Consider the following 22,485-nt stretch of genomic DNA (forward strand, 5'->3'; position numbering starts at 1 on the left):
GGTCTTGTTTTTCGTCGGTTCAACTTCTCGTTGCGTTTGTTGACATGCCTTTTTACGTATCCATATCATGAGGGCATATGTCGAAAGCGCAGACGATCACCGCCCGAACGCACAGGAACAGCCCGTGAACATAAATCAAGTGAAATACTATATCTCCGCCGTCGATTGCGGGAGCTTTTCCGCCGCGGCAGCGGAGCACTACATCACCGCACAGGGCGTGTCGAAGGCGATCGCCGATCTCGAGCACGAATTCGGTTTGCAGTTGCTCGTGCGGAAAAACCGCGGCGTCGAACCGACCGCATTCGGCAAGGAGTTCTACAAGCAGGCGAGAGTGACGGAGCTCAGCTTCGACAGCCTCGAACAGTTCGCACGCAATTACGTCGAAGCCCCCGACGGAACCCCGACCCTCGATTTGCTGATCTGCGCCCCGAGTTTCATCGGGATGGGCAGAGTGAGCACCAACGTTGCGGCTTTCGTACGCAAGAACCTCGGCATCAACACCACCGTTTCGTACGGGTCGCCTAGCCAATGCCTAACAGCCCTGAAGAGCGGGTCCGCCGATGCTGCAATATCGCTTGGCGAAATCACGGTTCCCGGCATCGACTGCGACCCCATCGGGATGATCCCCTGCGGCATCTTGATAGCGAAAAGCCACCCGTTCGCCGCGATGAAAAGCATCCGCGTAGCCGATCTCGACAATCTGAGCATCGCATTGTGGCCCGATCACGATTTTTTCAACGCCGCCGCCCTGAAGCGCTTGGATCAAAAGGGGGCAGCCATCGGTCCCGCCCCGATCGAAGCGGACGTTCGGGACTTCACCGAGTTTCTCGGATCGGGGGGAGCTTTGGTCGTACCCTACATCTCCGCCATCGACGAGGGAGGAATCCAATCCGTCTCCATCCCCTTCGATCGAAGCGAGGGAATAGCCACGCCGCTGTGCCTCTCCAACAGATCGCTGAATCCCGCGCCGAAAGTCATCGCACTGAAGCGCTTCTTCAAGGCGGCAAAACGATTCATTTCCGAATCGCAGGCTTCCGAAATCCTCACCCAAGTCCAGCACGTTTCAAATACTAGGTAATACATTATTTATCTGCTATAATCGTCGCGCTTCAACTTATCGTTGCACTTTGTTGACACCCGTCCGAGGGCACCCATAATAAGCGGTGCCGCCTTTTTGCTCCATGCGTTTTCCAAAGGCAAAACCGCACTCGCTTCGCAAGGGAACGCTTTGAATATCAACCAAGTCAAATACTTCATCTCGGTCGTTGAATGCGGCAGCTTCTCATCGGCTGCTTCCGAGCAGTTCATCACGGCACAGGGCATGTCGAAGGCGATCGCCGATCTCGAAGCCGAAGTCGGCGCCCAGCTGCTGACCCGAAAGAACCGCGGCGTCTCTCCCACCGATTTCGGCTTCGAGTTCTACGAACGCGCCAAGCTGGTTATGAGCTGCTACGAAGACCTCGAATCGTTCGCGCGCGGCTACAAGCACCGCGCCGAGGGATCGCAGGTGTTCAACGTCTACATCTGCATTCCCGCATTCGGCTCGAAGGAGAAGGTCAGCGTCAACGTTGCCAAGTTCGTCAGGGCGAACCTCGGTGTCGAAGCGGAGGTTTCGTTCGGTTCGAAAAGCGAATGCCTTGCCGCGCTCGACAGCGGAGATGCCGATGCGGTAATCGCCATCGGCGAGGCCGAAGTGCCCGGATACGAATGTCTGCCGGTCGGCAAGCTTCCTTGTGGCGTGCAGATAACCAAGCGCAGCCCCCTTTCGCAACAGCCCTACATCAGGCTTGCCGATCTCGCCGATACGAGAGTCGCGCTCTGGCCTAACTACGATTTTTTCAACGACACCATCCAACGGCTGCTCATCGAGAAGAACGCGCCGTTCACTCCGCATCCGGCCGATCGATCGATCAGAAGCCTCATCAAACTGTACGCAGTCGGCAGCGCCGTTCTGCTCCCGCGCATTGCAGCGCTCGACGTGGACATCCTGCAAACCACGCCCGTATCGTTCCATCCCGATGAGGGCCTCTACGTTCCCCTGTACATTATCGGCCCAGCAAGGAAAAGCTCCCCCGCTTTTGCGGCGTTCTGCAACCTCGCGGCCGCGCACAACAATCACGCTTCGGCAACAAGCACCGCGCAAACCATCGCGCAGGTTATCCCCTCAGACGAAGAAGGCGAATAGCGAACCGGGCGGCACGGGCAACAGATCGATAACCGAGCGCACACGACAACCGCGACGCAGCTCGTTCTTCCGTATAATCGGGGGCATCGCATGAAGACGCCGCATTGAAGCAGAGCAGCCGGGAAGCGGTCGTGCGACAGCTTGAAGGAGTATCGCCATGCCAGCGCTTTATCGCCTAACCGACCGCCTCGAAGCCCTCGACCCAGAGCAAGGGACCGACCCCGCGCAGCCCGTCATCGAAGTGCTGCGAACCGATGAGCTCGATTCGATCGGCATCGGGGATATCGACGCGCTCGAATCGCTGCGCAGCCTCGCCTCGTCGCAGAGCTCCTACGTCGATGCCTTCCCCGACTGCATGATCGGATCGCTTTCGATTCCCAACAAGAACGACTTGCTCGACGAACCCTCGTGCTTCGGCTTCTACCTCGATCAGATGCGCCTGATATTCGTCGACGACGGAAACATCTGCGAATCGATTCTCAACAGCATCGCCAAAGCCCGCCCTGCGTGCAACCTCACTGTCGCCCGCGTACTGTACGAGTTCCTCAAGTTCACCGTCAAAGACGATACGCTGTTTCTCGCAGACGTCGAAGACAAGCTCGGCGACACCGAGGAGAACATCCTCGACAGAAAACGACACGTAACGAACCATCATATGCTGCAGGTCAGGAGAAAGATCCTCAAGCTCGACAATTACTACCAGCAGCTATCCGATATGAGCAGCATCATGAGCGAAGACGAGCACCACATGCTCGCCAAAGAGGAGCGGCGCCTGTTCCATCTGTTCTCGCAGCAAGCCGATCGGCTCATGCAGCGCGCGCAATCCCTCAAGGATTACAGCCTGCAGCTGCGCGAGCTCTACCAGATGCAGATCGATACGCAGCAGAACGAGATCATGCGTTGGTTCACCGTGATCACCACCATCTTCGTACCGCTGACGTTGATTACAAGCTGGTACGGCATGAATTTCCAGAACATGCCCGAGCTCGCTTCGCCCTACGCGTATCCGATCATCATCGTCGTATGCGTTGCGCTTATCGTCGTGGAGCTCGGCTTCTTCAAGAAGAAGAAGTGGCTCTAACGCGGATCACCGCCCAAGGGAAGCCGTTCGGCCGCAGGGGCGCTCGCATCTGCCGTCAGGAGGTCGCCCGGCACAACCGGCTCGGCCTTCTGGGGATCTTCGGAGGCGCCGGCGAAAGATGCGTCTTGCGCCGGCGACGCAGCTTTCGCAGGATCGGCGGGGGCATCGTCGGCCTCGGATCTCACGAATTTCGGATCGGGGGATTCGGCCAGCAGCGCGCCGAGCGTACGGAAATCGGCTTCCATGATGTCGCGCTTGCTGCGGTCGTAGATGGCTGCGGCGGGATGGAAGATCGGGAACACCTTGAACTTACCCGCCTGCTGCAACTTCCCGTGTAACCTCGTTATCCCCACGTCGGTTTTCAGGATGAACTTCGTCGAGAAGTTGCCGAGCGTTACGATGAACTCCGGATCGATCGTGCGCGTCTGTTCGCGCAGGTACGGCGTGCACAGCGTGATCTCATCGGGTTGAGGGTCGCGGTTTCCGGGAGGCCGGCACTTGAGCACGTTCGCTATGTAAATGTCTTCGCGCACGAGTCCCGCAAACGCGAGGAGCTCGTTGAGATATTGCCCCGCCGCACCGACGAACGGCTCTCCTTGAAGGTCTTCGTTCTTGCCCGGCGCTTCGCCGACGATCATAACGCGAGCATGAGGGTTTCCCACCCCGAATACGATCTGCGTGCGGCCCTCGCACAGCGCGCATTTCTTGCACGCCTCGACTTCCGATCTGATCTGCCCCAAAGGGATATGCGGTTTCTTCATAGCTGTCCGTTCCGTTCCTGCCTCGCCGCCTTGCCGAACACTGACGCCACCCGTTGCCGCCACGCGCCGATGAGCTTCGACGCGGCGCATGTTCGCTTCGCCGCTCATACGTATACGCGCGGCATACGATGCGAGAAGCCGATGACTATTTCGTGCTGCACCGTGCCGAGCATGTTCGCCATATCGTCCACCGTCACCACCGAATCGCCCTGACGGCCCACGACGATCACCTCGTCGCCGATCTGCGGGTCAAGCCTGCGGCGGTTGCCGTACACGCGCATATCGACCTCGAACATGCACTGATCCATACAGATGTTGCCCACCTGGCGGCAGCGCTGCCCGTCGAGGATCACATCGGTTCTGCCCGAAAGCTCACGGCGAAACCCGTCGGCATAGCCGAGTGGCAGGGTGCATATCTTCACGCTGCCAGGGCTGCGGTACTGCATCCCGTAGCTGACGCCCTCGCTCATGGGCACGAGCTTCACTTCGGTGATGCGCGCATGCACGCTCATCGCAGGGCGAAGCTCGACCATGCGACGTGTTTCCTGGCAGGGATGGAACCCGTAGAGGGATATGCCGAGACGCGCCATGTCGAAGTGCACATCGGGATAGCGGATGATGGCCGCCGAATTGGCGGTATGCACGATACCGGGGTTGATTCCCGCCGCGCGCATGGCGTTGATGGCCTCGAGGAACCGTTTGGCCTGTATTTGGAAGTCGAGGGTTTCGGCGCAATCAGCCGTCGCAAAATGTGTGAACGTGCCCACCAGATCGAGCGCTCGATGAAAGCTGACCTGCGTCATGAACTCGACGACCTCGTCGTGGCGTATGCCGATGCGGTTCATGCCGGTGTTTATCTTCAGGTGGTACGGAGCCCTCACGCCGAAGGCATCGGCCGCCTCGCCGTACTGGATGGCGAATTCGGGCGTGTAGATCGTCGGCATCACTTTGTAGGCGAGCAAAAGCGGGATCGACGTTATCGGAGGCTCGGCCAACACAAGAACAGGCGCGTTGATGAGCGCTTCACGAAGTTCGATGGCCTCGTCGACCGTTGCCACCCCAAGGTACTCGGCACCCGAGTTGAGCGCGGTCTTCGCAACCTTGACCGCTCCGTGCCCGTATGCGTCCGCTTTTACGACGGCCATAAGCTTCTTGCCGCGCCCGATGCACTGCCGAGCTACGCCGACGTTGTGCCTGATTGCGGCAAGATCGATTTCGACCCACGCCCACCTGCGGTCACGGGCCGGGATGGTCGCCAGCTTCTCGGGGTCGAAGGCGAGCTTACCCGAAGGCGATATGACATCGCGCGCAAAGTCGATCGGCCTTTTAGCGTTCTTCTGGGAATACATGCTCGAATAATCGCTGCGTTGCTCGCTCACGAAAAATGCCTTTCTCTCAGCTCGGTCTTAGTATAGCGCACCGAATATGAACACGGCAGCGTTCGGTTCGACTGCATGAAGATTTCGTCCGCCCTCAAACGGTGTTTGGGTACGCGGAACGAGGAGAACGCATCAGCGACTTTCGATGCGCTATCGAATTCCCAGCACGTTCCCGAGATGTCGGAATCGGGCACGAAATTGGACCTGTGGCAATTATTATCAATAAATTTATCTTCTTACCAGCTTGGGGTTCGGCATAGCGCCTGATCAACGAGATGGCTTTGCTTCGATCATAGTTTATTACTGCATTACCTTTTGACAGGCCTCAAAATTCGTGCCACAGCCCAGGTCGCAGGGCCGATATCGCGCTTGCAGCATCGTCTGCAGTCGCGCGCAAACCCATCCGCCAACCTTCTTGCCGGTCGATGGGTGCAGCTCGGTCTCCCGCACAGGCGAACCGAGCATAGGCGATGCCCGAAGACGACGAGCGTTGCGTTTATCCGTTCAGCGTTTCCAGCAACTCGAGCAGTTCTTGGCGGCTGTGGATATCGAGCTTCGTGTAGATATGCTTGCTGTGCGTACGCACCGTGTTCTCGGAAATGACGAGCTTTTCGGCGATGACCGCAACGCTGTGACCGCGCGCGATGAGCTCCATGACCTCGGTTTCCCGCGAAGAAAGACCGTATGCGTCCTTGAGGTCGAAGCACTGCTTCGAGAGGCGGTCGCGAATCGTGCCGAAGTCCTCGGAGGGAGACGGCCGATTACGCCGCTTTTTCTCCACGGAGCGACGTTTCGCGGTATCGGAGCGACGCTTCTTCCCCGGCTTATCCCCTCGGAGGCTATCGGCGTCCTCGGCCCTTATTCCACTCGCATCTTGATCGCCCGGAGAATCCTGCGAAATCCGCACGGGCTCGCGTCGAAGGGGCAGAAATTCGATAGGATCGGCCTGGACGGCAGCCCTCCCCGTTAGGTTCTTGAACAGGGTACCGCTTGCCGCCAAAAGCGTGAGCCCGAGCACGTAGCTGGAAATCATTGCCACCACGAACAACCATTCAGACCCCATCGACGATACCGAATCGGAGAGCCATCCAAGGAGAAAGCCGAGGCTCTGCATGAGGTAGACCACACTGCCGAAAAACGCGTAGATGAACACGGGGTTGATGCCGCGATCGCGCGAAACCTGCGCGCACTGCATCATCATAAGCATAAGCACCAGAGAAAACACCATGTACGTAAGCGCGGCAAACAGGTTCAGGTAGAATGCGCCGAGAAACGGCAGGAGCAGAAACCCCGTGATGATGAGCGGATACACGACGCGAAACACCGTGGTGAGGCCAAACCGAAAACTCGCCCGATACCACAGCACCAACAGCACCGCAGCCGAAATGAACGAGCCGAGCATCGAGGCTACGTTGACAACGGTGCTGACCTCCTGATGAAGCAGCGCGATGCCGCGGATTACACCGCTTGCGAACGCAAGCGCGCCCACACAGAGGGCACTTCGCCAAAAGTCGCTCATAACCTGTCGATACACACGCGGATGCTGGCGCGGCACATCCTCGAACATCGGCTGATCGACTTTCATTTCTCGTACGCTCAGCGCTACGCACAATCCGCATAGCGGTACGAATACGAGCGGAATGAGAAATGCGGTGAGTGCAATGGGGACGAGGTAGAGCGCGAAATATATAAACGGCGCAAGCGCAGTTCCGACCATCAGCCGCAAGTTGCCTTCCTCCGATGGCAACGAGGCGAAGTAGCGCTGCCAGAGCATGAACAGCCCAGCGCAGCCGACACCGAGCAGGACGCCTCCCCCGCCTACGAGCACAAGCGTAAAATCAGCCAGGTACATCGCGCCGATGAGGCACGCCGACCCGGTGAACACCATGATGGCCGAAAGCGATACGAGCATGCGGCGCGCTTCGTGCGGAAACCAATACGATCCGAACACGCTTGCAAGAAACGCTCCCCAAAACGCGAGCGATTGAGCAAGGAAAAAAGTCAGGGTGACTTCGGCGGTTTGAAATTCAAGGGGAAGAAACGGAAAGATGCCCGCCCACGTGGACGTAGCATTTACGGTAAGGAAAAAGGCATAGCCCCAACTCGATACATGCGGCTTGAAAGCCATGCGGCGGCCTCCTCCCTCAAGCTTTGCACGCGCCCCGCTATGCGATATGCTCACTATACCGAATGATCGGTTAAAGCCGCAGGTGGATTAATCACATGATGCTTAAATCACATGCGCCATGTGATTAATCCACCAGCTCGTTCCATTAGGGTTGAGCATGACGAGCAATCCGCAAAGAAGGAGGGACTATGGATTTCAAAGACGAGACAACCCTATCACGCCGAACCTTCGTCAAAGGTTCGCTGGCAGGCCTCGCGCTTGCAGGAGCAGCGGGATCGGCGGCGCTCTACGGCTGCACTCCCGCTGAAGAGAAAGAGCAGAGCGGCGAAGGCGCACCGGCCGAAGAAGCCGATCAGATCGTGTGGAGCCAATGCGTTGTTAACTGCGGCGGCGCTTGCGCGCTCAGATGGCACACCAAAGACGGAAAGCTCCTGTACGCCGAGACCGACAACACTGGAGATGCCGAAAAACTCCAGGTGCGTGCCTGTTTACGAGGCAGATCGTTACGGCGATGGGTCAATTCCCCCGATCGGCTCATGCATCCCATGAAACGCTCCGGCAAACGAGGCGAAGGCATGTTCGAACAGATTTCTTGGGATGAAGCGCTTGATGAAATCGCAAGCAAACTTACCGAAACCATTGAGAAATACGGTAACGAAGCCGTCTACATAAACTACGGCAGCGGCGTCGGTTCTGTAACCAGCAGGGTGTTTCCCCGACTGATGAATCTGATGGGCGGATATCTCAAATACTATTACGACTACTCCACCAACATGATGCAAGCGGGAATGCCCTATACATTTGGGGAGGATTGGACCGACGGAGGAAGCAAATTCTCATCTTCGATGTCGGAAGCCAAGAACTCCGATCTTATCGTATTGTTCGGCAACAGCCCAGCGGAAACGAGAATGGGCGGAGCGAACATCGTATACGACTACACCCAGGTGAGGGAGTCGGGGCCACGAATCATCAGCGTAGACTACCGGCTTAACGAATCCTCGTCGGGGCAAGTCGATGAGTGGGTTCCGATTAGGCCGGGTACCGACGCGGCTCTCGTCAACGCCATCGCCCATGAGTTCATTGTCAACGATCAGGTAGATAAAGAGTTTCTCGATACCTACTGCATCGGATACGACGAAGACACGATGCCCGAGTCAGCCAAAGGGCAGAATAAATCGTACAAAGACTATATCATGGGTACCGGCTACGACATGACCGAGAAAACCCCTGAGTGGGCTGCGCCCATCACACAAATCCCAGCGGATCGCATCCGCAGCCTCGCATCCGATATCGCGAACGCGAAAGCGCCATTCATCGCACAAGGATGGGGTCCTCAAAGGCACAGCAACGGAGAGAACACCTCACGTGCCATATGCATGATCCCCATGCTCATCGGGCAAATTGGCCTCCCTGGAACAAATACGGGCTCTCGAGAAGCCAATCCGGACGGTATCGTAGGAGGCATGCCGAAGGGTGACAATCCCGTAAAAACATCCATCAACTGCTACCAATGGCTGAACGCGGTAGACCACGGCGAGAAAATGACCGCTGCGAAAGACGGGGTTCGCGGCACCGACAAGCTCAAGACAGGGATCAAGTTCATCTGGAATTATGCGGGCAATACCATCACGAACCAGCACGGCGACATAAACAAGGTTCACGAGATTCTGCAAGACGAGACCAAATGCGAATTCATCGTAGTTATCGACACCGTACTTACCGACTCGGCCCGCTATGCAGATATTCTTCTCCCCGACGCCATGCGCGCCGAACAGCCCCACATGGCGGGAAACGGATATGCCGAATACTATGACGGCGTTATTCTCGGCGCTCAAGCTCAGGAAGCACCGGGCGAAGCAATGCGCGAATACGACATCGTATCCAACTTAGCAGAAAAGCTTGGAAAGAAAGATGAATTCACCGAAGGTAAAACCCAGGAAGAATGGATCGAGGAACTCTATAAGAAAGCAGCGGACGCCGACGGAAACATGCCTTCTTGGGAGGAAATGCAAGAGCAGGGCATTTTCAAAAGAGAATTGAACCCCGTAATAGGCCTTAAGGATTTTCGCGATGATCCCGAGAGCAACCCCCTTGAAACACCATCAGGGAAACTAGAGATCTACTCCGAAAGCCTTGCTGAAGCAGCAATGCAAATGGAGCTCGAAGAAGACGAGATCGTAACACCTATTCCTGTATTTGATCCAGGATTTCAGGGATACGGAAGCGTGACCGACGAGTATCCGCTCTACTGTTCGAGCTTCCATTTCAAAGGCAGGACCCATTCGTCTTACGGTGGAGTCGACGAGTTGAAGCAAGTCTGCCGCCAGCAAATGTGGATCAATCCCGCCGACGCCGAATCTCGCAATATCGAGAACGGAGACATGTGCGCCGTTACGAGCCCCGCAGGAACGATTCGCATCGAAGCACGCGTGACCCCACGCATCATTCCTGGCACCGTAGGCATTCCGCAAGGCGCATGGCATGACGCTGACATGACGGGAGACCGCATCGACAACGGGGGCTGCATCAACACGCTGACAACGTATCGGCCATCCCCGCTTGCCAAAGGCAACGGCGTTCATTCCATCATCGTCCAAGTGGCGAAGGCGTAAGGGGGTATCACGATGACTCAATACGGATTCTACTTCGACAGCTCGCGCTGCACCGGATGCAAGACCTGCGAGATGGCCTGCAAGGATTACAAAGACCTCTCCCAGACGGTCGCGTTTCGCAAGGTGTACGACTACGAGGGCGGAACGTGGACTGCGGCCGACGACGGATCGTACACCACCGACGCCTACGCCTACCACGTGTCGCTCGCCTGCAACCACTGCGACATGCCCGCCTGCATGGGCGCATGCCCTTCGGGCGCCATCGACAAGGATCAGAAAACCGGCATCGTGCGCATCCACGACGATAAGTGCACGGCTTCGGGAGCCTGCGTGGAGGCTTGCCCCTACAACGTGCCCATCCTCGATACCGAGAAGGGCTACGCCGTCAAATGCGACCTCTGCTACGATCGCGTGACGAACGGGCAGAACCCCATCTGCGTCGAAGCGTGTCCGCTGCGCGCTCTCGAGTTCGGCGAGATCGAGGATCTGCGCGCGAAATACGGCGACACCGCAGCCATCGCGCCCATGCCCTCCCCCGACGAAACGCAGCCCAACATCGCCATCAAGGCATGCGATGCCGCCAAGGAACCCGGCGACAGCACGGGCTCCATCGCAAACGAAATGGAGGTCACCGGCACCCCCGCCGCATAGCGCTTCCCTTTCACTTCCCGAGCGGCACCGCGCATACGACCACGGTGCCGCTCTCCTGCGGATCACGCCCAAACCCGCCTGCCCGAATATACCGTGCCGCCCGACGTAAAAACGGGTCATCCGCGTATAATCGACGCAGGAAGATAGGATTCGAATCGGAGCAACACGGTATGCAATACGGCTTCTTCTTCGACAACGCACGGTGCACTGGCTGCAAAACCTGCGAGCTGGCCTGCAAAGACTACAAGGGGCTCGATGCGAGTCGCACGTATCGTCGCGTCATCGATTACGAAGGAGGCACCTGGGAAACCTCACCCGACGGATCGGTCACCCAAAACTGTTTCGTCTACCATATCTCGCTCGCATGCAACCATTGTTCCGATCCAGCGTGCACTCGCGTCTGCCCCACGGGGGCCATGCATAAGGACGACCTCGGCTTAGTCTGGCCCGATGCAACCAAGTGCATCGGCTGCGGATATTGCACGATGGCCTGTCCGTACCATGCGCCGGTCATCGACCAGGTATCGAAAAAGAGCAGCAAGTGCGATGGGTGCAGGGAACGCATCGCGACGGGGAGCAAACCCATCTGCGTCGAAGCCTGTCCGCTTCGGGCGCTCGATTTCGCAGAGACAAGCGAACTGCTGAGCACCCACCCCGAATGCGCCTCGAGCATCCTCCCCCTCGCCGAACCCGAGTACACTCATCCGAACCTTTTCATCAACGTCTCGGATGCGGCAGCCTATGCTTCCGAGCACGGCAAGGGGCACATCGCCAATTACGATGAGATCGATTAGCGAACGGAAACACGTATGAACAGCGGATTCGACGAACTATCTCTCGCGGTGTTCACGACGCTCGCCCCCGGCGGCGTCATCGCATTCATATGCATGGCACTCGCCATGTTCAAATCCCCCATCGGCAAACAAGAGGAAATGAAACTCAACCGCTATCTCGCCGTCCCCATCGCCGTAGCGCTCATAGGCTTCATCGCCTCCGCAACGCATCTCGGTACACCCGCAAACGCCCTCCATGTGTTTTCGGGCATCGGCAGATCGCCTCTATCGAACGAGGTTCTTTCAGCGGTGGCATTCCTCTTCCTCGCAGGCTCCTACTGGATGATGGCGTTCAAAGAGCGCTTCCCCAAGGCTTTGGCGCGTATCTGGATCGCCGCCGCAATAGCAGCCGGCGTTCTTTTCATCGCAATGACCTCGCTTGCCTATTCGGTAAGCACGGTCCCTACCTGGGATACCGCGTTTACGCCGGCAAACCTTGTATTCTCGGCGCTCTTAGCCGGCCCCGTCCTTGCCCTGTTCTCCATCGCCTGCGCGAACCTCGATTCTCGCGCTATGGGAATCGCGCTCGTCGCCTTGGCGGGAATCGCGCTGACGGCAGGCTCCATCACGTTGTTCATGCACGAAGCCACGCTTTCGGGCATCGCGAACAACGAGATAACAGCCGCGCAGCTCGTTCCCGAGTACCTGGCGACCATCTGGGCTCACGTGGCAATCGGATCCGCCGGAATCGCATGCGCCGCCGCATCGCTCAAGAAGACCGTCTCGCGCAGGGGCGTCTTCGCTTTGCGCCTGGTCGCCTGCCTGTTGGTTTTCGCCGCCGTATTCGCCACGCGGGCGGACTTCTACTTCCTCCACATGACCGTCGGGTTTTAACGGATCGCCGACCGCTTAATACGATACGGCTGCGGGGCGGTCGGCCCCAGGTTCAGTGGCCTTCCCCGGCCATCATCGAAACGGCATGGCCGAGAGCGGGAAGCACGCCTTCCCAGTTTTCGACGGCGGCCTTCTTGCTGCCCGGCAAGTTGATGACCAGAACGCGACCGCGCTGCATGCACAACGCGCGGGACAGCATGGCGTGCGGCGTGATGGCCAGGCTGTGGGCGCGCATCGCTTCGGCGATGCCGGGAACGTTGCGATCGCACACGTCCTGCGTGGCCTCCGGCGTCACATCGCGCAACGACAGACCGCTGCCCCCGCACGTCAACACCACATCGACCTTCAGCTCATCGGCCGCCTTGACGATGGCAGCCGAAATGTCGGCCCGCTCGTCCTTCACGATCACATGGCTTGCGCACTCCCATCCCGCATCGGCGATGCGCTGTTCAAGTGCCGCCCCTGCGGTATCTTGGCTTATGTCTCGCGTGTCGGAGCAGGTGACGATCGCAAAGCGAACCGGTTTATCGGACATAGTCGGACTCCTTCTCGTAGGATCGGGCAGGCGATTATATGCTGCGGCGGTCGGCCAGGTAGCAGCCAACTGCCGGCCGTCGCAGCTGAGGGGGCATCTTTACAGGCTGAGTTCCTCAGCCACATCGAGCAGCACGCATTCGACAACCGAACCCGCCGTACGGGACTCCAGCCCCTCGGGCATGATCGCCATGCAGTTGCTGCGCTGGATAACGCCGAACAACCCTGAACTCTGGTTCTTCGCAGGAGCAACGATATATTCGCCCTCGTCGTTCTTGTAGAGCGTCGAACGCAAAAAGATTCGACGCGGATCGTTCTTCTTCACATCGCGCGAAAGCTTCGCCTTGATACGCGGGCGCTCGAAATAACGGTAACCCTGCATCTTGCGGAGCGCCGGCCGGATGATCATCTCGAAGCCGACATAGGCGGCAGCGGGATTGCCGGGCAAACCGAACACCGGCTTCCCGTCGACGATACCGAACGTCTGGGCCTTGCCGGGACGCATGTTGACCGTCGTCATCAAAAGCTCGCCCAACCGCTCGACCACCGGCTTGATGAAGTCGAAATCGCCGTTCGATGCTCCTCCGCTCGTGATGACGAAGTCATGGGTCGCGGCGGCCGTTTTCACCGCATCGGCAAGAGCGTCCTCGCTGTCTTCCACGATGGGAAGGATATCAGGGACGCCGCCGGCTGCCTGCACGCTTGCCGCAAGCGCGTAGCTGTTGGAATTGCGGATCTTTCCGCCCGTTGGCACTTCGGTGGGATCGACGAGCTCCGATCCGATGGAGATGATGGCAACGCGCGGGCGCTCGTAGGTGGTCACGCTGGTGATGCCGCAGCCCGCAAGAAACCCGATGCCCGCACAGCTTATAACCTCGCCGGCTTCGACGATGGCCTCGACGGCCTTCGCCTCTTCCCCGGCTTCGCGGATGTTCGAGCCGATCTTTGCCGGCGCTGAAAACGACACGATGCTGCCGGGCTTGCCGTCGCCCTCGACGGGTTCTACGATCTCGTACTTCACTACCGTATCGAGCGCTTCGGGGATCGGTGCGCCCGTCATGATGCGGACGCACTCGCCGCGTTCGACCGGGCCGTCGTACCAGTCGCCTGCCGCAACTTCGGCGATAACCTTCAGCTGCACGGGATCCTGTTCGTTCGCCTGCTCGATATCGGCGGCGAACAGCGCGTATCCGTCCATGGCGGAATGCGCGAACGGCGATATGTCGATATCGCTCGCCAGGGCGTCAGCGCTCACGCGGCCGACGACATCGAGCAGAGGAACGGTTTCGGTGGGCAGCGGTTCGACATGCGAAAGCACAAGCGAACGGGCCTCTTCGAGCGAGATCATTTCCGTCATGTATCCTTCTCTCCCCTACGAAAACGTGAACGGGCAAAAGCCTATTCCAGCAGATTTCCCGCCACGCGTCGAACAATGCACGTCGTCCATTATAGCGCTAGAAGAATAAGATTAGTTGAGAGGTTTACGCAGAACTCGGAAGCGCCGCTTACGGCACTCGCGACCCGCCGAAGCAGACGAATCTCCGATGCCTCACGCTTCGATCGTCAGAACGTCGGCGAAGCCCGTCACTTGAAAGACCTCGGCAACGTACTCGTTGGGATGGCGTACGACGAAGACGCCCTTGCGCGCCTCCATGGCCTTGTGGGCCTGCAAAACGACGCGCAAGCCCGCGCTCGAAACGTACTCGACGGCGGCTATGTTGAGTACGAGCGTCTCGACTCCTGCAAGCGTATCGGCATTTGCCACGATGCTCTCAAGGCTCGGCGAGGTCAACGTGTCGAGCCTTCCGTCAAGCGTCAATACCAGCGTTGCGCCCTCGCGCTGTTCGGTGATTTCCATGCGTGCGTCCTTTCGCTCTAGACAAACTTCTTTACGATATGCAGTACGTTCATGCCGCCCGTTCGCTCGTAGCGAACGTCGTCGGCACGCTCCTTCACGAGCAGGATCCCGAGGCCGCCGATCCGATCGTCTGAGCCCATCCCGACCTTCTCGGGCTGAAACGACAGCGGATTGTAGGCGATTCCCCCATCGCTGATCGTCAGGTGCAGGCAGCGTGCCCGCTCGTCGATCGCCGCCTCTACCTTCACGGGCTGTATCGGCTGCCCCTCGGGAAACCCGTAGTGCGCTATGTTGACGAACACCTCTTCGCTGATCAGCATTAGGTCGAGATACGTCCGATCCGTGCAATCCGCACGCTCGGTCAAAGGCTTCAGGAAGGCGAACAGGTCGTCGAGGTACCGATCGTCAGGCGGGAACTCCGTCGATACGACGGGCAGGTTCCACGAGAAAGCCAGCAGGGAGATGTCGTCGGCCTGATCCACACCGTCGGCGAAGCGATCGACCGCCTCGACCGCCTGCGCAATCGCCGCCTCGGCATCTGCGCCTGCTGCCGTATGCAGCACGTCTTCGAACCGGCGGGTGCCGAACAGCTCCTGCTTGGCATCGACCGCCTCGGTGACGCCATCGGTGTACATGAGCAGCCCGTCGCCGGGCGACAGGTCGATCGTAGCGGAAGCGTACGAGACGGTATCGAGGGCGCCCATGACGAACCCGGGCGCCACGTCGAGCCATCCGCTCCGAACGCCGCGGCGCAGCCACGGGGGATTGTGCCCCGCGTTCGCGTAGGTGACGGTCCCCGTTTCGGTATCGAGGATGCAGGCGAACACCGTCACGAACAGGGAGGCCTCGTTGTGGTCGCACAGGGCTCGGTTCGCCAGCGTGAATGCGCTCCCAACATCGTTGCGGTGCAGTATCTGCTCCCTGATCTCGGTCAGCGCGCGCATCATGAAAAGCGCCGCGGGAACGCCCTTGCCCGACACGTCGGCTATCACGAACCCGACCGCATGGGGCCCCGCGTCGAACACGTCGTAGAAATCGCCGCCGACCTCTTTCGCCGTCCTCATGACGCCCGCGACATCCAGCTGATAGCGCTCGGAGAAATACGAGAAGTCGTGGGGCACGGCACCGTTCTGGATGGTGCTGGCGATATCGAGCTCGGCGGCGGTCCGTTCGCGCTCCGCCGTCGCTTCGGAGAGTTCGCCGATGTAGCGCGCCAGATCGGCGCGCATCTTGTTGGTCGAGGCGAAAAGATCGCGCATCTCGTGGCGAGGCGCCGTCCCCTTGAGATCGACGTCGGAAACCGCGAGGCTTCCCCGGCCAGGATCGTGCGCAGCCACCTGCTCGACGAACGTGCGCGATGCCTCGGTGAGCACTTCGATCGGGCGCGTGAAGCGCTTCTCGAGCGCATGCACGACGCTGAGCAGAGGAGCGAAAACGGTCGCGGTCAACACGGCGGCCATGATGTAGATCGACCCGATCAGCTGCGCAAAATCCGCATTGGGCTCGAAAAAGCGGGGTGCATACGTGAGGCCGACGAGTACGAGGATGGCGCATGCCGCCCCGAAGGTGACGGCGAAGGTCGTCCGCTGCGAGAGGTTCATCGTCTTGCGCTGGCGGTACCGCAACCGTATCCAGGGCGGAGCCAAAGGCTCGAGCGGCAGCCGATCGAGCACGATGAGGGTCGGTATCCCCAGATACACGAGGAATATGACGTTGTTCAGCCAGCGGATGAGGTGAATGTCGAACGCGACCATCGTATCGAGCTCAAAGGGAACGAGCAGCACGCTTACCACGATCGCATCGAGAAGCGCGAGGGCCATGAACAAGGCTACATTCGCCGACGAGTCCAGGCGGGGGAACGGGTGCTCCGACTTCCTCATCACCACGTACCAGATCAGGTACGGTACGGCGTTGTAGGCGATCTGTATGGCGAAGTAGGCCGCCAAAAGCACGGGATCCGACTCGTACAGCATGTCGGATGCGAGATTGCCCACGGCGCACCCGAGGATGCCCGGCACGCCGAAGAACAGCCCCAGCACCGGCCCCAACCCCGAAGCAGGCCTTACCTGGGTATCGGTATTGAAAAGCGGAATCTCCAAAAAAGCCTGGAGCACCGCGAAGTACAGCACCGCGCACCCGACGCATGCGAGCGCCGCGTAGGCTACGCGATGCGCTTCGCTGAACCTCTCTTTCTCGTCGCTTGGCTGCATCATGGGCGCTCGCAGCCGCAGACCCGTTCGATGACCGAGCAGAACGAGCGGGGGCTCCACTGCCGATCGTCGACGAATATGCCGTCGAACAGGCCTTCGCCCAGATAGGAAACCGCCTCGTCTTCGCCTGTGCAGCCCCCGTAGAACACGGGAATGTCGATCGGCGCATCCGGTACGGCTTTTCGCAGCGCGCCCCTGATGGCGGCAAGGCGCGCCTCGACGTAGCCGCGCGGCGTTTTGCACGCGCGCTCCCCCATCGACCAGGCATGCTGGTAGACCACCCCNCCGCCAGGGCCATATCGGCGCCCAAGAGCTGCAGGCGCTCAAGCGAAAGCTCGCCCGCTATCTCGCACGCATACGGCGAAGCAACATCCTGAGCGGCCACCTTCACATACCTCCTGTCCACGCTCGCAAGCACTTCGGCGAGCGCCGCAGTCGGCACGAACACGAACAGCATCATCGCGCTCTTGCGCTCGAAGCGCTGCGAAGCCGCGACGATCGCAGCGATGTCCTCGACGATCTCGGCGGCTTCGCGAACCCGCATGAAGCTGTAGCAGAAGAATCTCAGTGCCATGTATCACCACTCCTTATCACGATACGCATCCTGCATGTTTTCGGTCTCGACTCAGCAGCACCAGCGTGTCGTTGAGGCCGAGGGTGCGGGCGTACTCGACCCGCTCGGCCATCGCGCGCATCACCGTGATGCCGGTGAACTCTTCTGCGCTGCCACGGGGCGCCGTAAGCGCATCGAGCGCCACGCCGCCATCGCGGACGGCGATCCGAATCTCGTCGGGATCGATGCGCACGAGCACATCGACGCCCACCGGGTTGGCTGCCTTGGACGCCGAGCGGCCCCGATCGCACGGGGCGTTCGTCTCGGCGATGTTGACAACGGCCTCTTCGACCATGAGCCCGACGGTGTTCGCCATCGCATCGTCAAGTCCGTTTGCGCGCGCGAAGGCGATGACTTCCGTCGACACGCCCACGGCATCGGTCTTGGTTGCGCGAAGCGACCCGTCGAACAGGGCGACGCGGTCATCGGGCTTCTCGGTCAAAAGGACGCCCTCAAGAGCCCCGTGCGAGCGGCGCGCCGCCACGAGACAAGCCGCAACGGCAACGGCCAGGGTAGCCGCTTCGGCGATCACGAACGCCCACCACACACCGTCGATGCCGAACCGCGTCGACAGGAGCCACGCGGCGGGAACGACGAGGGCGAACCCGCGCAGCACGGTGATCGCAACCGCGATGGATTTTCTCCTGACGGTTTGCAGGTAGTACATGAGGATGAGGTTCGCTCCCATAACGAACAGGCTCAACCCGAAAACCCGAAGCCCGACGACGCCGACGGCAAGCCTGCTCTCATCGGTTATGCTGAACGCCGCGAGAATCAGCTCGGGCGCCAACTCCATCGCCGCGATGGAAACGCCGCAGGCGATGAGCACGAACAACAGGGCACGGCGAAAGACGATGTGCATCCCGCGGGCATCCCTCTCGCCGAACAGCATGCCCAGCAAGGGCACCATGGCCTCGGCGGCACCCGAGACGAAGATCGAAACGAAGCTGATCGCGTAATTGCATACCGCGAAAATCTCCATGCCCCCCTGCCCGGCGACGGCGAGCACGATCCTGTTGAGCAGCAGTACCTTCGCGAACAGAAGGCAGGTGTTGAGCGCGGGGGCAACTCCCCCGTCGATGATCGGCGCGAGAAGCTTGCGCGGCTCGCCGAGCGACGCAAACCGCAGCGTACGCCGCTTCGACATGAAGTACCCTAAAACGATGCATCCACCCGCCGCATATCCGACAACGGTTGCCAACGCAGCGCCCGCGATACCCATGCCGAACATCGCGATGAACACGAGATCGAGCACAAGGTTCACCACGTTCGCCACTACGAGCACGGCTGCTGACATGCGCGGCATGCCGTCGACGCGGATGACGTAGACCAGGCCGGGAACCACGAGCATGAACGGCGCGCCCACGATGATCGCCGAGGCGTACGAACGCACGAGCCCCGAGAGTGCCTCGTTGCTGCACAGCACTGCCACGACGCCGTCGATGCCCACGGTGCCAAGTGCGGCCACAGCGATCGAAACCGCCAGCAGGCACAGCGAACCCATGGTGAACAGCGCGTTCGCCTGAGCCTCTTCGCGCTGGCCACGGGCGATCGATATCGCCGTCGCCGCGCCCATCCCGAAGAGGAAGAACAGCGCCTGCACCACGAGGACGACCGGCTGCGTCAGGTTGACGGCCGACATGGCGTCGGGGCCGATCAGGTTGCCCACGATGATGCCGTCAACGATCGATCCGAGCAGAATCGAAGTCGTCGACAGCAGGCTCGGCCCCAAATACTGCCAAAACGTGCCGGTCAACAGGGCGCCGTTGCGCTTATACATGGCCCGAAGACCCGTCGGAGTCGAAGAAGCCCAGCCCCATCAGGGCCTTGACGAACTGCGCTATATAGGTTTTCGAGGTCATGGACCACTCGAACCCCAAGCGGTACAGCACCTGGGTCGTAAACCGGTTTTTCACCTTCACGAACTCGACCGCCTCGCCCGCATCCTTGCTCTGGTACGCGAGCAGCGAGGTGAGCGCCGCCGCCTTCTTCGGGTCGGCCATCGCCGTGCGGAAAGCCCTCTCGTACTCATCGTCCTCCATAAACTCGATGCCGAGGCCCATGAGCCTCATCTGGGAGATGATATCGCCGATCGCAATGGAGTGGTTGTTGAACGGGTGGAACACGCGGCACGGCCGAGGGGTCCGCGAAAGTAGCAGCACGGCTTTCGCCGTGTTGTCGATCGGTGCGATCTCCGTCGTCGCATCGAGCATGCTGTACGGGAATCCCCCGATCAGCAGATAGGCGCGCAGCCTTCCCATGAAGCCGTTGGTCGAAAAGTTGATCTGGAACTCGCCGTCGGACGTGCGCGGCCCCAGGTTCCCCACGCGCATGATCTTGGCATCGAGACCGCGATCGATCGCAGCGAGGACCATTCGCTCCGCAACGAACTTGCTATGGGTGTACTGGTTGTCAACCCGCTGGCCGATGAAAAGGTCTCGCTCCGTGAGCTTTGCTCCCGCGGGCGGCTCTTCGCCTACGCGCTCGCCGGCAACGCTCGTCGTGGAAACCTGCACCAGGCGCGCGCCCGAAGCGAGACAGAAGCCTATCAGGTGCTCGACTCCCCCGATGTTCACATTCCCGATGGCCGAATCGCTCGCAAAATGCTTCACCGACGCCGCGCAGTTGATGACCGTATCGATGGCGTGCTCTCGCACATCCTCATGCCATGCATCGTCGGCAACATCGCCCTCGACGACGAAGATGCGCGTACCGAACAGCTCTTCGTAGCTGTTCTCGAAGTAGTAGAACAGCTTGGCCTTAAGTCGGTTTTCAGGCGACGACGTCGACCCCTTCCGTATGAGGCACACGACGCGGCCCGCCTCTTGCTCGATGAACGCGCGGAGCACGTGTATGCCGAGGAATCCGGTCGCGCCGGTGAGCAGGATATCTCCCAGCTCTTGGGGCTCTCCCCCGCGATAGGCGTCCAGGGTGTTGCCGTCAAGCAGCGCGTCGATGGAACCGTAGTCGAACCCGTCGCCGCCGACGCGTGTACCAGAGGCATCGGAATCCCGATCCGAAGAGGCCTCGGACGAAGGCCGCTTCCCTGCGCGACCGTCCGCGAGCTCGGCCAGACCGCGCGGGGTCGGATGGGCGAATATATCGCCGTACGACACGGCGAGGTTCGCCTCGTCGCAGGCGATGAGCACCTGGGTGGCCGAAAGGGACGTGCCCCCCAGATCGAAGAAGCTGTCGCACGCGCCCACGCGATCGATGCCGAGCACCGAGGCGAACAGTTCGGCCATCGTGCGTTCGAGCTCGGTTTCGGGCTCCACGTACGCCGTCGCCCCCAGAAGCTCGGGGTCGGGCAGGGCCCGCACATCAGTCTTGCCGTTCGGTGTGATCGGGAACGCCTGCATCTGCAGGTACGCGGTGGGAACCATGTAGCCGGCCAGCGTTTTGGCGAGCATGTCCCTGATCTCGGCGGCGTCGATCGGGACGTCGGCCACGTAATAGGCGCTCAGATGCTCGGCCTGCCCTATGGTGCGGATGGCGACCACGGCGGAGGCAACGCGCTCGTGTTCGAGAAGACGGCGCTCGACCTCCTCGAGCTCGATCCGCAGGCCCCTGAGCTTCACCTGGTCGTCCATGCGCCCGAACACCGAAACGTCGCCCTCATCGGTCCACGCGGCGAAGTCCCCCGTTCTGAAGACGCGCATCCCGCAGTGCTCGACGAACGCCTCCCTCGTCTGATCCTCGCGGTTCCAGTACCCGAGCGCAACGCCCGGGCCGCCCACCAGCAGCTCCCCGGTAACGCCGACGGGCACCTCGTTGCCGTCGGCGTCGACGATGAACTCGGTAACGTTCAGCAGGGGCGCGCCGATGGTCACGCGGGTTTCGCCCGTCAGCTCCTTGGCGTTGCACGAGACCGTGATCTCGGTCGGGCCGTACGTGTTGAAAATCCGCGCGGCGGTTACGCCTTGCAGTTCGGCCAGCAGCGCATCGGGCATCTTCTCGCCTCCGCACATGACGACCGAGCAGCGCGCCATGGCATCTCGAAACGCGGGCAGCCCCAGGTAGCTCGCCATTCTCGACGGCGTCGCGTTGAACGCATCGGCGCCCGTGCGCTCGAAAAGCCGCGCGAGCAGTACGGGGTCGCGCGCTTCGTCCTCGTCGGCGAGCACGAGCGTAAGTCCGCTCGATAGGCTCACCGCCGTCTCCTTGAGCGACATGTCGAACGATGCCGTCGTCACCGATACGAGTGCGTGGGCTTCGGCGGCAAGGGCGTGAACATGGCGGTTGCCCGCACGGTCGCACAGGTAGTTCGCGATGCCGCGATGGGACAGAACCACGCCCTTCGGGGTACCGGTCGAGCCCGACGTGTAGATGAGATACGCAACGTCCGTTGCGCTGCGCGGTATTTCGGGCGAGCGCTCGATGGAGCACGAGGCGAGCCGCTCGACGTCGAGGGCCTGAACCGAGGGGAGCTCGTCTAACCGATCGGGAGGCACGATCGCAAAGCGGGCCTCGCTGTCGGCCAGGATGTGCGCGATGCGCTCTTGGGGGTAGGCGGGGTCGCACGGAATGTAGGCTCCGCCGGCTTTCATGACGGCGTACATCGCCGCGATCGAACGCGACGTTCGGGGAAGCAGGAGCACGACGCGATCGTTTCGCTGCAGACCCGCCTGGATGAGGCCGTTCGCTATGCGGTTCGTGAGGGCGTCGAGCTCGGCGTAGGTGAGCGTGGCGTCGGCAGCGACGAGGGCGACCCTCTCGGGATAGCGCTCGGCGCACCGTTCGAACAGGCCGTGGAACGTTTCGCCGCCGTCCAAGGCGGCCTCGAATCGCTCGCCCGCGCCGAACGCC

General features: G+C 60.4%; 17 protein-coding genes. 7 read left to right on the forward strand and 10 right to left on the reverse strand.

What is annotated here, in order from left to right:
* The first annotated feature begins 124 nt into the window (after positions 1 to 124).
* The 3 genes from C1722_RS09525 (at position 125) to C1722_RS09535 (ending at position 3,266) form a co-directional block, all read left to right on the forward strand.
* On the forward strand, positions 125 to 1,078 hold the full coding sequence (locus C1722_RS09525; RefSeq protein WP_180995118.1) for a LysR family transcriptional regulator: 954 nt from the start codon (positions 125 to 127) through the stop codon (positions 1,076 to 1,078).
* A gap of 150 nt (positions 1,079 to 1,228) precedes the next feature.
* A complete protein-coding gene (locus tag C1722_RS09530; RefSeq protein ID WP_180995119.1) occupies positions 1,229 to 2,185 on the forward strand; it encodes a LysR family transcriptional regulator in 957 nt (318 codons plus the stop codon).
* 157 nt (positions 2,186 to 2,342) lie between these two features.
* Positions 2,343 to 3,266, forward strand: coding sequence for a magnesium transporter CorA family protein (locus C1722_RS09535; RefSeq protein WP_102379025.1), 924 nt, complete (start codon positions 2,343 to 2,345; stop codon positions 3,264 to 3,266).
* Here C1722_RS09535 and C1722_RS09540 read toward each other — a convergent pair.
* The 3 genes from C1722_RS09540 to C1722_RS09555 all read right to left on the reverse strand — a co-directional run bounded on the left by C1722_RS09540 (position 3,263) and on the right by C1722_RS09555 (position 7,534).
* The gene (locus C1722_RS09540; RefSeq protein WP_102379026.1) at positions 3,263 to 4,027 is read right to left on the reverse strand and encodes a uracil-DNA glycosylase; all 765 of its coding nucleotides are present in this window, start codon (positions 4,025 to 4,027) and stop codon (positions 3,263 to 3,265) included. The genes C1722_RS09535 and C1722_RS09540 overlap by 4 nt on opposite strands.
* Before the next feature lie 104 nt (positions 4,028 to 4,131).
* Positions 4,132 to 5,376, reverse strand: coding sequence for an alanine racemase (gene alr / locus C1722_RS09545; RefSeq protein ID WP_102379611.1), 1,245 nt, complete (start codon positions 5,374 to 5,376; stop codon positions 4,132 to 4,134).
* 526 nt (positions 5,377 to 5,902) lie between these two features.
* Entirely contained in the window at positions 5,903 to 7,534 is a 1,632-nt protein-coding gene (locus C1722_RS09555) for a LuxR C-terminal-related transcriptional regulator (protein WP_102379028.1), read from the reverse strand.
* 188 nt (positions 7,535 to 7,722) lie between these two features.
* Here C1722_RS09555 and C1722_RS09560 point away from each other — a divergent pair, with 188 nt between their 5' ends.
* The 4 genes from C1722_RS09560 to C1722_RS09575 all read left to right on the forward strand — a co-directional run bounded on the left by C1722_RS09560 (position 7,723) and on the right by C1722_RS09575 (position 12,464).
* Positions 7,723 to 10,146: a DMSO/selenate family reductase complex A subunit gene (locus C1722_RS09560; RefSeq protein ID WP_102379029.1), complete on the forward strand. Its 2,424-nt coding sequence runs from the start codon at positions 7,723 to 7,725 to the stop codon at positions 10,144 to 10,146.
* A 12-nt stretch (positions 10,147 to 10,158) separates the two neighbouring features.
* Positions 10,159 to 10,797 carry a 4Fe-4S dicluster domain-containing protein gene (locus C1722_RS09565; RefSeq protein WP_102379030.1) on the forward strand — a complete coding sequence of 213 codons (639 nt, stop codon included), beginning with the start codon at positions 10,159 to 10,161 and terminating at the stop codon, positions 10,795 to 10,797.
* A gap of 170 nt (positions 10,798 to 10,967) precedes the next feature.
* Entirely contained in the window at positions 10,968 to 11,591 is a 624-nt protein-coding gene (locus C1722_RS09570; protein ID WP_102379031.1) for a 4Fe-4S dicluster domain-containing protein, read from the forward strand.
* 15 nt (positions 11,592 to 11,606) lie between these two features.
* The gene (locus tag C1722_RS09575; RefSeq protein WP_102379032.1) at positions 11,607 to 12,464 is read left to right on the forward strand and encodes a dimethyl sulfoxide reductase anchor subunit family protein; all 858 of its coding nucleotides are present in this window, start codon (positions 11,607 to 11,609) and stop codon (positions 12,462 to 12,464) included.
* Positions 12,465 to 12,516: 52 nt separating this feature from the next.
* Here the strand turns inward: C1722_RS09575 and C1722_RS09580 are convergent, their stop codons facing one another.
* The 7 genes from C1722_RS09580 to C1722_RS09610 form a co-directional block, all read right to left on the reverse strand.
* On the reverse strand, positions 12,517 to 12,999 hold the full coding sequence (locus C1722_RS09580) for a MogA/MoaB family molybdenum cofactor biosynthesis protein (protein WP_102379033.1): 483 nt from the start codon (positions 12,997 to 12,999) through the stop codon (positions 12,517 to 12,519).
* A gap of 99 nt (positions 13,000 to 13,098) precedes the next feature.
* Positions 13,099 to 14,355 carry a molybdopterin molybdotransferase MoeA gene (locus tag C1722_RS09585; RefSeq protein ID WP_102379034.1) on the reverse strand — a complete coding sequence of 419 codons (1,257 nt, stop codon included), beginning with the start codon at positions 14,353 to 14,355 and terminating at the stop codon, positions 13,099 to 13,101.
* A gap of 192 nt (positions 14,356 to 14,547) precedes the next feature.
* Positions 14,548 to 14,856 (reverse strand): STAS domain-containing protein, encoded by a 309-nt coding sequence (locus C1722_RS09590; protein ID WP_102379035.1) that lies wholly within the window; start codon positions 14,854 to 14,856, stop codon positions 14,548 to 14,550.
* A gap of 17 nt (positions 14,857 to 14,873) precedes the next feature.
* On the reverse strand, positions 14,874 to 17,069 hold the full coding sequence (locus C1722_RS09595) for a SpoIIE family protein phosphatase (RefSeq protein WP_102379036.1): 2,196 nt from the start codon (positions 17,067 to 17,069) through the stop codon (positions 14,874 to 14,876).
* Positions 17,066 to 17,347, reverse strand: a complete 282-nt coding sequence (locus tag C1722_RS09600) for a beta/alpha barrel domain-containing protein (protein ID WP_146040639.1) — start codon at positions 17,345 to 17,347, stop codon at positions 17,066 to 17,068. Before C1722_RS09600 ends, C1722_RS09595 begins: the two co-directional genes overlap by 4 nt.
* A gap of 309 nt (positions 17,348 to 17,656) precedes the next feature.
* On the reverse strand, positions 17,657 to 19,459 hold the full coding sequence (locus C1722_RS09605) for an MATE family efflux transporter (RefSeq protein WP_102379038.1): 1,803 nt from the start codon (positions 19,457 to 19,459) through the stop codon (positions 17,657 to 17,659).
* On the reverse strand, positions 19,452 to 22,485 hold a 3,034-nt coding region (locus C1722_RS09610; RefSeq protein WP_180995120.1), incomplete at its 5' end, for an amino acid adenylation domain-containing protein. The genes C1722_RS09605 and C1722_RS09610, both read right to left, overlap by 8 nt.

The organism is Raoultibacter timonensis, assembly GCF_900240215.1.
Taxonomy (GTDB): Bacteria; Actinomycetota; Coriobacteriia; order Coriobacteriales; family Eggerthellaceae; genus Raoultibacter; species Raoultibacter timonensis.